Origin of the sequence: Kitasatospora sp. NPDC096204 (genome assembly GCF_044763205.1) — a bacterium.
Lineage (GTDB): Bacteria > Actinomycetota > Actinomycetes > Streptomycetales > Streptomycetaceae > Kitasatospora.
Genome location: NZ_JBIWFT010000005.1, coordinates 242,612 through 255,712, shown reverse-complemented (window position 1 = coordinate 255,712; position 13,101 = coordinate 242,612). Strand labels below are relative to the sequence as shown.

General features: G+C 73.7%; 11 protein-coding genes. 5 read left to right on the top strand and 6 right to left on the bottom strand.

Features of this window, described 5'->3' with window-relative positions; translation table 11 throughout:
- Positions 1 to 24: 24 nt before the first annotated feature.
- The gene (locus tag ACIQ87_RS08140) at positions 25 to 1,539 is read right to left on the bottom strand and encodes a sialidase family protein (protein ID WP_402403265.1); all 1,515 of its coding nucleotides are present in this window, start codon (positions 1,537 to 1,539) and stop codon (positions 25 to 27) included.
- A gap of 396 nt (positions 1,540 to 1,935) precedes the next feature.
- On the opposite strand from ACIQ87_RS08140, the gene ACIQ87_RS08135 reads away from it, so the two are divergent.
- Together ACIQ87_RS08135 and ACIQ87_RS08130 are read left to right on the top strand one after the other, a co-directional pair.
- Positions 1,936 to 2,457, top strand: coding sequence for a SigE family RNA polymerase sigma factor (locus tag ACIQ87_RS08135; protein WP_402403263.1), 522 nt, complete (start codon positions 1,936 to 1,938; stop codon positions 2,455 to 2,457).
- Complete coding sequence (locus ACIQ87_RS08130) at positions 2,447 to 3,484, top strand: hypothetical protein (RefSeq protein WP_402403260.1); 1,038 nt, start codon at positions 2,447 to 2,449, stop codon at positions 3,482 to 3,484. The genes ACIQ87_RS08135 and ACIQ87_RS08130 overlap by 11 nt, the downstream gene beginning before the upstream one ends.
- 214 nt (positions 3,485 to 3,698) lie before the next feature.
- Here ACIQ87_RS08130 and ACIQ87_RS08125 read toward each other — a convergent pair whose 3' ends face one another.
- Positions 3,699 to 5,123 carry an MFS transporter gene (locus ACIQ87_RS08125; protein ID WP_402403375.1) on the bottom strand — a complete coding sequence of 475 codons (1,425 nt, stop codon included), beginning with the start codon at positions 5,121 to 5,123 and terminating at the stop codon, positions 3,699 to 3,701.
- 159 nt (positions 5,124 to 5,282) lie between these two features.
- Between ACIQ87_RS08125 and ACIQ87_RS08120 the strand changes: the two genes are divergently transcribed.
- Positions 5,283 to 5,708 (top strand): winged helix-turn-helix transcriptional regulator, encoded by a 426-nt coding sequence (locus ACIQ87_RS08120; protein WP_392875880.1) that lies wholly within the window; start codon positions 5,283 to 5,285, stop codon positions 5,706 to 5,708.
- Between the two features lie 127 nt (positions 5,709 to 5,835).
- Here the strand turns inward: ACIQ87_RS08120 and ACIQ87_RS08115 are convergent, their stop codons facing one another.
- From ACIQ87_RS08115 to ACIQ87_RS08105, 3 genes are all read right to left on the bottom strand, one after another.
- Positions 5,836 to 7,029, bottom strand: a complete 1,194-nt coding sequence (locus ACIQ87_RS08115) for an MFS transporter (protein ID WP_402403256.1) — start codon at positions 7,027 to 7,029, stop codon at positions 5,836 to 5,838.
- Between the two features lie 1,024 nt (positions 7,030 to 8,053).
- On the bottom strand, positions 8,054 to 8,599 hold the full coding sequence (locus ACIQ87_RS08110) for an EF-hand domain-containing protein (protein WP_402403254.1): 546 nt from the start codon (positions 8,597 to 8,599) through the stop codon (positions 8,054 to 8,056).
- 248 nt (positions 8,600 to 8,847) lie between these two features.
- Positions 8,848 to 9,471 carry a LysE/ArgO family amino acid transporter gene (locus ACIQ87_RS08105; protein WP_402403251.1) on the bottom strand — a complete coding sequence of 208 codons (624 nt, stop codon included), beginning with the start codon at positions 9,469 to 9,471 and terminating at the stop codon, positions 8,848 to 8,850.
- Between the two features lie 69 nt (positions 9,472 to 9,540).
- Here ACIQ87_RS08105 and ACIQ87_RS08100 point away from each other — a divergent pair, with 69 nt between their 5' ends.
- Positions 9,541 to 10,458, top strand: coding sequence for a LysR family transcriptional regulator ArgP (locus ACIQ87_RS08100; protein WP_402403248.1), 918 nt, complete (start codon positions 9,541 to 9,543; stop codon positions 10,456 to 10,458).
- 214 nt (positions 10,459 to 10,672) lie between these two features.
- Positions 10,673 to 12,763 (top strand): HelD family protein, encoded by a 2,091-nt coding sequence (locus ACIQ87_RS08095; protein WP_402403246.1) that lies wholly within the window; start codon positions 10,673 to 10,675, stop codon positions 12,761 to 12,763.
- A 45-nt stretch (positions 12,764 to 12,808) separates the two neighbouring features.
- Here the strand turns inward: ACIQ87_RS08095 and ACIQ87_RS08090 are convergent, their stop codons facing one another.
- The gene (locus ACIQ87_RS08090; RefSeq protein WP_402403244.1) at positions 12,809 to 13,000 is read right to left on the bottom strand and encodes a hypothetical protein; all 192 of its coding nucleotides are present in this window, start codon (positions 12,998 to 13,000) and stop codon (positions 12,809 to 12,811) included.
- Positions 13,001 to 13,101 lie beyond the last annotated feature (101 nt).

The following is a 13,101-nucleotide window of genomic DNA, read 5'->3' as shown; positions in this document are numbered from 1 at the left end:
GGGTGGAAGGACGGACCGGAGCGGTCAGTGACGGGTCAGCGGCGGGAGGGGCCGCTCATGGTCGGGCGAGGTGGCAAGGACCGGGCCGGTGCTCGAAGGGGTGCTGCCGGCGCGGACGGGCAGGCCGCCCGGGACGGCGTACATCGCCTCGTCGAAGGCCCGCCCGTCGGCCGGGGCCCTGCCGACCGCGAAGACCGCCACCGCCCTGCCGTCGAGGACGGAGGTGGAGAGGTAGTCGCCGACCATGCTGCCCCCAGTGGTGGCGGCGATCCTGGACAGCGGCATCGGGCCGGCGACGGTGAGCGGTGTGCTCCAGGTGGCGCCGCCGTTGGTGGAGGAGATGTAGCCGACCTCCAGCCGGCAGGTGACGTCGGTGCAGTCGGCGTCCGGGTAGAAGTAGTAGTAGAGCCCGAGCTTGGCGGTGGGGCCGGAGGTGGCGCGGTCGACGCCGAGGCCGGGCAGGAAGTGGTCCGCGCCGCTGGTGGTGGGGTCGATCGGCACCCTGGTCACGGCGGACCAGGTGACGCCGTCGGGCGAGGTCGCGTAGACGATGTCGTTGGCCGGGCAGCCGGCGCGGAAGCGGCAGTCCTGCCAGGCGACGTAGACCCTGCCGTCGGCGTCGATCTCCGCCGAGGGCAGGCCCTCGCCGTCGCGCAGGCCGCCCGCGACCTCGTGCGCGGAGACGTCCGCGACCAGGACCGTGGAGCCCCAGGACCTGCCGCCGTCGGTGGAGGTGAAGGAGCGGATCGAGGTGGTGTCGGTCGAGAAGGGGACCACGACCGTGCCGTCCGGCCGCACCAGCGGTTGACCGCCGAGGCCCAGGTTGACGCCGGACGGGGAGGCCGGGGCGGACCAGGTGGCGCCGCCGTCCCGCGAGACGGACATGACCATCAGGTCGTCGGAGGACGGGATGTCGACCTCGATGTAGCAGGTGCCGAAGTAGCGGCTGGTCGGAGTGTTGTCGCAGACGATCCACTCCTTGTCGTAGGCCTGGCCGTCGAAGCCGACCGCCCGCACCGGCTCCCGCCAGCTCCGGCCGTCGGCGGAGCGACTGACGGTCACGCCCACGGGGTTGCGCCCCGAGTCGATGACCAGGCCGGCGACCATCCAGGTGCCGTGCCTGGCGTCGTAGGCGACCGACGGATCGGAGGCGCGGGCCCAGCGGCCGCCCTGCTGGACGGTGATGCCGGGCAGCATCCCGTGCCGCCAGCTGACGCCGCCGTCCATCGAGGTGCTCCAACCGAGGCCGGCCGCGCCGCCGTCGGCGAACCGCCCGACCTGGAAGGAGGAGACGATCGTGCCGCCCTGGGCGAAGGTGTCGGGCTCCACCTCGGTGGCGTGCTGGCTGCCGGTGTCGGTGAGCGGGTCGGCGCTCACCCGGACCAGGCCCGGCCCGACGGCGGCGGGGGCCGGGGCGGGGGCGGCGGCGCTCGCGGCCGCCGGCGCGGTGCTCCAGGCGGCGCCGGCCAGGGCGAGGGCGGCGGCCGCGACGGCGGCGAACGGCCGCCGCCAGAGGGTGGGGGTGCGCGGGTGCTTCATCCGAAGCTCCTTTGCGTGGGGGTGGGAGTACGGACGACGGGGGCGGGCGCGGTCCGGGGGCACGGCGCCCACCCCGGCTGGTGCGTACGGTCGGAGGAGCGCGGCGTCGTCGGACCGAGCGTCCGGGGATGTCCGACGGTGATGGCGACCGTCCTCCGGACCCGGCCGGAGGAGGCCATGCGGCAGCCGGGGAGCACCCGGCGGACGAGAAGTGGAGGACCTTCGTGCGGAAGCGCACGTATGGTCGCAAATCGGTAGTGTGAGCCCGGCCATGACATCACACAAGACATGTGACCGAACTCACAGAAACTCAGGCCCGCCGCCCGTCGCCCGGATTTCCGGGGCGAATACCGGTGGTGTGTCATCCGTTTTCGGCGGCCCGGACGTCCTGGGGACATGAAGCGCGAATCGATCCGCCCGGGGGGCTCCGGGCCCGACCCGTTCGACGAGTTCGTCGCAGCGCGGTACCAGGCCCTGCTCCGGGGGGCCTACTTGATCACGGGGGACGTCCACGACGCCCGCGACCTGCTGCACGACGCCCTGGCCCAGGTGTACCCGAGACGTTCGGCGATCCGGGACGTGGCGGCGACCGAGGGGTACGTCCGCAGGACGATGGTCCGCACCCACGTGTCGCGGTGGCGGCGGACCAGACGCGAGGTGCTCACCTCCGCGCTGCCGGACGGGCCGGCGGTTCAGGACGCCGAGCGGGACGACGAGTTGGCGGCGGCACTGGCGGGGCTGCCGCGACGGCAACGGGCGGCCGTGGTGCTGCGCTACTACTTGGACCTGCCGGTGGCGCAGGTGGCGGAGGAGCTGGGGTGTTCGGTGCCCACGGCGAAGACCCACCTGGCGCGCGGGATCAAGGCGCTTCGACAGGAGATGGAACCGGTGAGGGAGTTGGTGAGTCGTGAGCGCTGATGACAGGTTCGAGGAGGAGCTGGTCACCCGGCTCGGAGCGCATGCCGCGGGCATCGGTGGCAGCCCGCCGCTGGCCGAGCTGCACGAGGCCGGGCGGCGCCGGGCCCGACGGCAGGCGGTCGTACGGGGAGTCACGGCGGTGGCGGTGCTGGCCGTCGGAGCGGGGGCGCTGACACAGCTCGTCGGCGGCCTCGGGGCCGGCCGCACGGGGGCGGCCGGGCCGGGCCTGGGCACGACGAGCCCGACGCCGAGCGCGACGGCGCCGGGACGGGTGGCCGTGATGCTGAACTGCACGAACGGGCCCTCGTCGATGCGGACGCCGGGCTGGCACCAGCACGACGCCCGGCTGCCGCCGAGTCCGGCGTCGGGCCTCCCGGGCGGGACGCAGTCGTCCGGCCTTCCGGCGACGGACCAGCCCTCGTCGGTGATGCCCCCGACCGGCGGCCCGACAACCGGCGGCCCGACGACCGGGGCCGCGGCCTCCGACACCCCGGCCACGTCCGGCTCGTCGTCGACCTGGCCCACGGCCTCGGGCTCGGGCTCGGCCTCGGGCTCGGGCTCGGGCTCGGGCTCGGGCTCGGGCTCGGGCTCGCTGTCGCCGTCGCCGTCGGCGTCGATGACGGAGGATCCGGCGGAGCTCGCCCTGAACCGGGCCGGTCAGGCCATCGAGGGACTGGCGATGACCGACTACCCCGACCACTACTTCGGCACCTGCCGCGACCGGACGACGAACACGCTGTACGTGATGCGCGTCCCCGGCAGCGGCCTGGACGCCGCCGTGACCCGCATGGCGGCGCCCACGGTGAAGGTGGCGTTCGCCGACGCGGCCGGCTCCCGCGACCAGCTCATGACGTTCCTGAACCGGATCCGCGCGGACACCGAGGAGTGGCAGGCCAAGGGCGTGGAGATCGAGGGCCTGACGCTCGCCATCGACGGTAGCGGCGTGATCGTCGACACCCCGCAGTGGCAGTCCGCGGCAGCGGACATCAAGGCGAAGTACGGTTCCCTGGTGGCCGAGGTCCGCTGACGGTCGGATCCGCAACGCTCCCTACTGTCAATGGACTTGACGCCAGGAACCACAGCACCGGACCACCGCACCGCCGGACCGCCGCTGACGGCAGGCCCCGCACCCCCATGTGCGGGGCCTGCCCGTGCTGCACCGGTGCCCGGTCAGGCATCCCGGGCCCGAGTCCCGGACCCGAGTCCCGGCCGGGCGCCCCGGAGAGGCCTCAGGAGAGGCCTCAGGAGACGAGCGCCTCGTCCTCCCGCGCCCCGGCCACCGGAGCGGCGACGGCACGCTTCCGGCCGAGGCCGAAGGCGGTGACGACCGCCCCGAGGAGCACCGCGCCCACCGGCACGACGAGCGCCGCGTGGAAGCCGTCCAGCTTGTCCCGGACGGTGCCGTCGGCCTTGGTGGCGGCGAGGTTGACGGTGGTGACGACGGAGAGGCCGAGCGCCGCGCCGAACTGGAACGAGGTGTTGACCAGGCCACCGGCCAGGCCCTGTTCCTCCTCCTCGATCCCGTCGGTGGCCGCGATGGTGAGCGGGCCGTAGGCGAGCGAGAAGGCCGTACCGGTGAGGATCATGGTCGGGAACATCGCCGCGTAGCTCCAGTCGAGGCCCACCGGCAGGAACAGCGCGTAGGACACCGCGGCCAGCAGGAAGCCGCCGAGGATGACCTTGACGTTGCCGAACCGGTCGACCAGCTTCGGGGTCAGCATCGGGGCGAGGACCGCGTCGCATCCGACCGCCAGCAGGGCGAGACCGGTCTGCAGCGAGCTCCAGCCGCGCAGGTCCTGCAGGAACAGGGTGACCACGAACTGGAAGCCGAAGAACGAGCCGGCGAAGAGCATCGCACCGAGGTTGGCGCGCACCAGCGGGCCGGAGCGCAGGATGCCCAGCCGCACCAGCGGCGTGGACGAGCGCTGCTCGGCGACGACGAACAGCACCAGCAGGAGCAGGCCGCCGCCCAGGATCGCCAGGGTGACCCCCAGCTCGGCGTCGGACTCGCCGAAGCGGACCACGGCGTAGACGAGCAGCAGCATCGCGCCGGTCGCGGTGATCGCGCCCAGGACGTCGAACCGCTCGTTCGGATCGCGCTGCGGCGGCGCCTCCCGGGGGATCAGCGCCAGCGCCCCGAGCAGGATCGTTCCCGCGAGGATCACCGGGGCGAAGAACACCCAGCGCCAGCTGATCCCGGTGAGCAGACCGCCGACCACCAGGCCCAGCGAGAAGCCCGCCGCGGCGGTGCCCGCGTAGAGCAGCAGGGCCCGGTTGCGCTGCGGGCCCTGCGCGAAGGAGGTCGTGATGACGGCCAGGCCGGCCGGCGTCATGAAGGCCGCCGACAGGCCGGTCACGAAGCGCGCGAGGATCAGGATCCAGCCCTCCGTGGCGAATCCGCCGAGGCCGGAGAAGAGCACGAAGGTGGTCAGCCAGAACAGGAACATCCGCCGCCGGCCCAGAAGGTCGGCGGTGCGGCCGCCCAGCAGCATGAAACCGGCGTAACCGAGGACGTAGGCGCTCAGCACCCAGCTGAGCGCCCCGGTGGACATGCCCAGGTCGGCGCGGATGGAGGGCAGCGCCACGTTGAGCATCGCGACGTCGATCCCCTCCAGGAAGATGGCGCCGCACAGGACGATCAGTACGCCCAGGGATCGGCCGGTGATCCGGCCTGAGTCGCCTTCCGGCGATGCGGTTCGGGTTGACACGGAGCTCTCCTTGCGAGGCGTCACGGAGCCCGGGACCGGACGGCCGGGGTCGGTTCCCGCACGGCCTGCCAGTTCCCTCTTGTAAGCAGTCGCCATCCTGCGGCAGCATGAGGAACCGTGGAAGAAGGCACTTCGAAGTTACCGACGCACTGCACGGATACCGACGGCGACTACGCGGTCCTGCAATGGGACACCCGCGAGGACTGCGAAGTCCGCCAGATCCTCGACCGGATCGCCGACAAGTGGTCGCTGCTGGTCATCGCCCTGCTGGACCGGCGCTCCCTGCGCTTCACCGAACTGCGCCGTGAGATCGACGGCATCAGCCAGCGGATGCTCACCGTGACGCTCCGTCAGCTGGAGCGGGACGGCCTGGTCAGCCGCACCGTGCATCCGGTGGTCCCGCCCCGGGTGGACTATGAACTCACCCCGCTCGGGCGCACCCTGCACTCGACGATCCAGTCCCTGGTCGTATGGACGGAACAGCACCAGAACGAGATCGCCAGGGCCCGGTCCCGCTACGACATCCGGTCCGACGCGCCCTGACTCCCGGTGTCCCCGGTGTCCCCGGTGGCGCCGGCCAGGCCCCCGACCCCGCCCCGCCCCGGCGCGGCGGTCGGCCCCACCCGGCGGAAGCGGAACCGCCGCGCGCCGCGAGCCGCTCAGGCCGCGGTCAGACGAGGTCACGCACCCGCCGGATCGGGCCGACCAACAGGATCGCCGGCCCGGCCAGGCCGCACACCGCCAGCACCAGCAGGGCGGTGCGCGGCCCCCAGCCGGTGGAGGCCGCGCCGGCCAGCAGCGCGCCGACCGGGGTGGCGCCCCAGGAGACGAACCGGACGGTGGCCATCACCCTGGGGAGCAGCTCCGGCGGGGTGTGGGTCTGCCGGTGGGTGCGGGCGACGATGGTGGTGACCACGACGCCCGCCGAGAAGCCCACGTTGCCGACGGCGAAGACCAGCACCGCCCAGCCCGAACCGGCCGCCGGGAGCAGGAAGGTGAAGAGCGCGGCCGCGAGCGCCGCCCACCGCAGGGCGCCGCCGCCGCCGATCCTGGACACCACCCGGGGTGTGAGGGCGGCGCCGGCCAGGCTGCCGAGGCCGCCGGTGGCCATCAGGGCGCCGACGGCGGCGGCCGGCGCGTCGAGGGTGTCGACCAGGAACACCGGGGTGAGCGTCATCAGCCCGCCCGCGACGAAGTTGACGACGGCGGCGTCGGCGGCGCACGGCCCGATCACCGGGTGCCGGGTGACGAAGTGCCAGCCCTCGCGGATCTGTTCCCGCATCCCCGCACCGGCCGGCCGCCCGGCGGGCCGCTCCGCGCGGGGCAGGCTGCGCAGCAGGGCCGCCGAGACCAGATAGCTGACCGCGTCCAGCACCATCGCGGCCGCGCCGCCGACGAGTTGGACCAGGACCCCGCCGAGCGAGGGGCCGGCCAGCTCGGTCGCGGCGCTGCTGCCGGAGAGCAGGCTGTTGCGGGCGGTCAGTTCCTCCTTGGCGACGATCGACGGCAGGAAAGTGGAGTTGCCGACGTCGAAGACCACGCTCGCCAGCCCGACCAGCAGGGCCACCGCGACCAGGTGCGGCAGTCCGAGCACCCCCAGCGCGGCCGCCACCGGCACCGTGGCCACGGCCAGCCCGCGCACCAGGTCCATCACCACCTGGGTGCCGCGCAGCGGGAGCCGGTGGACCAGGACGCCGGCCGGCAGCCCGACCAGCAGCCAGGCCAGGTACCCGGCGCCGGTGACCAGGCCGACCTGCCAGGCCGTCGCGTGCAGGGTGAGCACGGCGATCAGCGGCAGGGCCACGGCCGTCACCTGGTCCCCGAGCCGGCTCACCAGCGATCCGGCCCAGTAGCGCCGGAACACCCCTGCGGAGATGCGGAGTTGCGCCTCCCGTCGCGCCGCTTGCCGCGCCTGCCCTTCCGCCTCCCGTTGCGCCTGCGCTTCCGCCTCCCGTCGCACCTCCCGTCGCACCTCCCGTCGCACCGAGCGGTCCGTCGTGACCGCCGTCCGCGTCGTCACATCCACCCTCGGTCCCACCCCTTCTGTCGCCGACCGGCCCACCCACCGGGTGGGGGGAGATCCCCGGCGCGGCCGGCCGCACCCCTGAGTCCGACACCGACCGTGACCGGATGGCCGAATCAACCGCCCGCGACGTCCGGGCCGTAGCTGCAGCACCCAACGCCCGTACCAGGCAGCCACGTCGGCGGAGTCCGCCACACGGTGAATCGACCCGGCGGGGATCGGCCGAGGACGCACCCACGCTGATCGGCGGGCTCCTCGCACACTGACGGCAGGCCGCCACCGGCCCCGCTCCGACGCACCGGGCGTCCGCACAGCCGCCCGGGTCCTGACGCGTCCCTGCCCAACTCTCCCGACACTCACACCCCAGGCGTCGACAACACTCGACAGGGCCGGCCCCGGACGCATCGGCGCATCGCCGTGTTCGACGGGACGGGGTGGGTCGGCGAACAGGTGCGGAAGCGGAGGAGGAAGGGCCGATGTCGAGGTACGACATGCCCGTGAACTCCAGGACCGGACGAACCCCGGTGACGACGGCCACCTTCACGTCGGCAACACCGGACGCGGCGGGTACGGTCCTCAGCACCCTCAATCCCCGCGACAAGTAGGACGTCCTGTCCCTGCGGATCGGAGGCCCGCGCCTGCCGCACCGGCCGGACGCCGCCGCAGGGCCATGCCCGACTCGCGGTCGGGCGCCTCGACTACGGCCGGCCGCCCGACCGGCGGATCCCGGGGGCCGCGAAGGCCGGCGGCTTGTCTTCGACAGCCTCACCGCGCCGCACGGCCGGCTCGCCGAAGCCGCAGCCGCAGCCGAAACCGCCGGAGCCCGCAACCTGCCGGACCCCGGTCGGATCGGAGTTCAGGACCGCTACTCGATGGGGCCGATCAGCCAGTTCCCCGGCGCGTTCTCGTCGGTGCTCAGATAGAACTCGGTGATGGCCGTCCTGAATTCCTCGTGACTGATCACCCCGTTGCCGTCCCGGTCGAGCCGCCGGAACGCGTCCCCCGAATGCTCGGGCGGGATTCCCAGGGCGTCGTACATGCGCACGTACTCGTCCTTGCCCAGCACCCCGTCACGGTTGGTGTCCAGCGCGCGCATCAGAGCGTCCGCGATCGCCAGCACCGCCTTCTCGAAGTGCTCCGGGGCCGTGACGTTGGCCTCCATGACGTCGAAGAACTCCTTGCGGTCGATCCTCCCGTCCCCGTCGGCGTCCCCGTGTGCGAGCAGCACCCGCCACCAGTCCTCGAACGCCTTCCGCATCGCCGAGGCGTTCTCCTGGTCGTCCTCCGCGGCCAGCCCGCCGAAGAGCTCTCCCATCGCCTGGAAGTCATCATGCGTGAGCATTCCGTCGCCGCCCTGGTCGAACCAGTCGAAGAGCATGCTGAACTTCTGCTTCTTCACCTTGACCGGCATTTCCGCTTCCTCTCTCCCGCCCGGCGAGGGGCACGCCGCCCCGCCAGGACTTTCGGCGCACGTTAGGTCGGAAAAGAACGGCCAGGCAATTGCTTCCCGGGAAAATCACGCCTTCGACGGAAGAATGCGCCATGAACGCATGATCTGCGCGCGAGAGGGCAGGACAGCACGGCGCCGATGCCGAAGCCGCTCCACCGGGAGATGCCGCCGAACGCCCCGGTCCGACGGCCGGGGCGCCTCGGAGCGCCCTACGCCCCGGCGACGAGCATCCCGCCCATCACCAGCATCGTCACCGCGACCAGCCCGTCCAGCACCCGCCAGGCCTTCGGCCGGGACAGGACGCCGGTCAGCAGCCGGGCGCCGAAGCCCAGGGCGGCGAACCAGCACAGGCTCGCCACCGCCGCGCCCGCGCCGAAGGCCCAGCGCAGGTCGCCGCGGTCGGAGGCGAGCGAGCCCAGCAGGAGCACGGTGTCGAGGTACACGTGCGGGTTCAGCCAGGTCATCGCCAGGCAGGTCAGGACCGCTCGCCGGACGGAACCCGCCTCCGGTCCGCCGCCGGCGAGCGCGGCCGCCGGATCCGGGCGCAGCACCCGGCGGGCCGCCAGGAAGCCGTAGCAGAGCAGGAACGCCCCGCCGACCAGGCCCACGGCGGTCAGCGCCGCCGGCCAGGCCGTGACCACCGTGCCCACGCCTGTCACCCCGAGCGCGATCAGCGCCGCGTCGGAGAGGGCGCAGATGGCGACCACCGCGAGGACGGCGTGCCTGCGGGCGCCCTGGCGCAGGACGAAGGCGTTCTGGGCCCCGATGGCCACGATGAGGGAGAGCCCGGTACCGAATCCGGCGATCACGGCCGCGATGGTGCTGCTGTTCATGGCTTCGACCGTATGGATCGCGTATCGATGAGTACAGCTAAAGATTCTAAAGTAACCTTAGCCGTACTTATGGACGAGCTTCCCCTGGACCAGGTCCGGACCCTGCTCGCGGTGGTCGACGAGGGCACCTTCGACGCCGCGGCCGCCGCCCTGCACGTGACCCCCTCGGCCGTCAGCCAGCGCGTCAAGGCCCTGGAGCAGCGCACCGGGCGGGTCCTGCTGATGCGCACCAAGCCGGTACGGCTCACCGAGTCCGGCGAGGTGGTGGTCCGTTTCGCCCGCCAGCTGGCCCGCCTGGAACGCGACGCCCGCGCCGAACTGGGCCTGGCCGCCGAGCAGGGCCCGGCCCGGGTCCCGATCGCGGTCAACGCCGACTCCCTCGCGACCTGGTTCCTGCCCGCGCTCACCCGGGTGCCGCAGGACCCGCCGATCTGCTTCGAGCTCCACCGGGAGGACGAGGCCCACACCACCGCCCTGCTGCGCGAGGGCCAGGTGATGGCCGCCGTCACCTCCTCGCCCGACCCGGTGGCCGGCTGCACCGCGCGGCGGCTCGGGCTGGCCCGCTACCTGGCCGTGGCCACACCGGAGTTCGCGGCCCGGCAGCTCACCGGGGACCTGGCCGAGGACCTGTGCCACGCCCCCACCGTGGTCTTCGACCGGCGCGACGAGCTCCAGGACGAGTTCGTCCGCTCCCTCACCGGGGGGCGCTCCGGCGCCGGGCGGATCCGCCACCTGGTGCCCGCCTCGGACGGGTTCCGGGACGCGGTGGCCGCCGGTTTCGGCTGGGGCCTCGTGCCCGAACCGCAGGCGGAGCCGCTGCTGCGGTCCGGCCGACTGGTGGAACTGGCGCCCACCCGGCCCATGGACGTCCCCCTGTACTGGCAGCAGTGGAAGCTGGACTCGCCGGCCCTGTCCACGGTCGCCGAGGTCGTCGCGACGGCCGCCGCCGAGGCCCTGCTGCCCGAACCCACCCGCCGCCGGCCGTAGCCGGCCCGGCGAGGAGCGGCGTAAAAGGGAGCGGCTCCGGAAACGCCATACCGTGCGACGGCTCTGGCGGTCCGGCGGGCGCGCGACCGTTTCCGGAATTCCCCGGAAAGCCGCACCACCGGAAATCGAGGTCACATCCGCGCCGGAAAATCAACATTTACTTTCCCGGAATGGCTCTGCATAGTGGTGGGTCGAATCGAGAGGGGGCTCTTCCTTGTCGCAGATCCACGGCAACACCGCACAGCAGGTGGAGCTGGAGCGGGTGCAGGTGTCCGTCATCGGCGAGCTGTTCGACGAGCGGCTCGCCGGGGCGCGGGCGCAGCTGGGCCGGGTGCTCGCGTCGGCGGCCGGCAGTCCGGGCGAGGTGTACGAGCGGGAGGTGGCGGCCGGGCGGCTGGCGGGAGAGGTGCGCCGGCTGGAGGGCGCCGAGGGAGGGCTGGTCTTCGGCCGGATCGACCTCGCGGACGGGACGGTGCTGCGGATCGGGCGGCTGGGCCTGCAGCGGGACGAGGACGAGCTGCCGTTGCTGGTCGACTGGCGGGCGGAGGCGGCCCGGGCCTTCTACGAGGCGACGCCGGTGCACCCGATGGGGCTGCGTCGGCGCCGTCATCTGAGCCTGGCGGGCCGCACGGTGGTCGGGGTGAGTGACGAACTGCTGGACGGCTCGGAGCCGGCCCACGGGGACGTCGTCGGTGACGGCCCGTTGGCGGCGGCGCTGCGGGAGCGGCGCACGGGTCGGATGGGGACGGCGGTCGCCACGCTCCAGACGGAGCAGGACGCGATCGTCCGGTCGTCGCACCGCGGGGTGACGGTGGTGCAGGGCGGGCCTGGCACCGGGAAGACGGTGGTGGCGCTGCACCGCGCCGCGTACGTGCTGTACGCGTTCCCGAAGGCGGCCGAGCGAGGCGTGCTGGTCCTGGGGCCGAACGCGCGCTTCCTGGACTACGTCTCCCAGGTGCTGCCCTCGCTCGGGGAGAACGACGTCGTCCTGGCGACGTGCGAGGAGCTGGCCGGCGTACGGCCGGGTGCCGTGGACGGGTTCGGGGTGGCGCGCCTGAAGGGCGGTGCCGAGCTGGCCGACGCGCTGGCCGGCTCGGTCCGTGCGCGGCAGGCGCCCGACGGGGACTTCACCGTCCGGGTCGGGCAGGAGTGGGTCCGCCTGGCGGAGGGGGAGGTCGCCGGGGCGCGGGAGGCGGCGCGGGCGAGCGGACTCGCCCACAACCGGGCGCGCCGGCTGTTCCTGGAGCTGCTGGTGGACGCCCTGACCGGCGCGCTGGCCCGCGGCATGGCCGAGGACCTGGAGCGCATCGACGCCGAGGTCGCCCAGCTCACCGGCGTCGACTTCGACAGGATGGCGGCCCGGGACCTTCGCAACCTCGGCATCGACGGCGAACCCTCCACCGGGGCCGACGAGTTCGACGCCGACGCGGTCCGGTCCGCGCTCCTGGACGACGCGTACGTGGACCGGGCCGTCGAGGAGCTCTGGCCGCGGCTGGTGCCCGGCGGGGTCGTCGACGCCCTGCTGGCGGACGCCGACGCACTCGCCGAGTACCTGCCGCACCTCACCGACGACGAGCGGGCGTCGCTGCTGCGCACCCCCGGCGCGCCGTGGACCGAGGCCGACGTGCCGCTCCTCGACGAGGCGGCGAGCCTGGTCGACGGGCCGCCCGAGCAGACCTTCGGGCATGTCGTCGTCGACGAGGCGCAGGAGCTGACGGCCATGCGGTGGCGGATGATCGTGCGCCGGTGTCCGGGGCGGTCGATGACGCTGGTCGGTGACTTCGCGCAGGCGGGCCCGGCGGCGACCGCGCGGGACTGGGACGAGGCGCTCGCCCCGCACCTCGGCCGGCGCTTCGATCTGCGGACGCTGACCGTCAGCTACCGGACCACACAGGAGATCCTCGCCACCACCGGGGAGTTGCTCCGCCGGATCGCCCCGGCGCAGCCGCCGGTCCGGTCGATCCGGCACGGTGACGAGCCGCGGTCCGTCGCCGTGGCCCCGGAGCGGCTCGTCGGCGAACTCGTCCGCGAGCTGCGGGCGCAGGCCGCCGCGCACCCCGGCGAGCTGCTCGGCGTCGTCTGCGCGGACGGCCGGGTGGCGGAACTGGCGGCCGCCGGGGTCGAGGAGTACGCCCGGCTGGTCCCGGCGTCCGAAGCGCGCGGCCTGGAGTTCGACGAGGCCGTCGTGGTGGACCCGGAGGGGATCGTCGCGGCCCGCCCCGCGGGCGAACGGGACCTGTACGTCGCCCTGACCCGCGCCACCAAGCGGCTGTGCACGGTCGCCGTCCGGGGGTCAGGGGCGTAACGGGGTGCCCCACGTCCCGCTGAACCGATGTGACGGGCCCCGTCGTCACCGTCGTTGCCGCGTCGCACGGTCCTCCGCCGCGCGTCGCTGCCGGTCGGCCCTGCCCTTCGCGGCGTCCTTGCGGGCCTGGGCCGCGTCCGGAGGCTCCACGACGTGGTTGCAGTTGCCGCAGACGTAGCCCCCGCGCGGGCCGTAGGTGATCTCCGCGCCGCACTGCGCGCAGTTCATGTCCGACACGCCCACCTCCCGAGTGGTGACCTCTCGGGAGGTGGCGTGGGCCGGCGGGGGGACGACGTGCCAGCACGAGCCGCACACGTACCCGCCCAACGGCCCCTCGG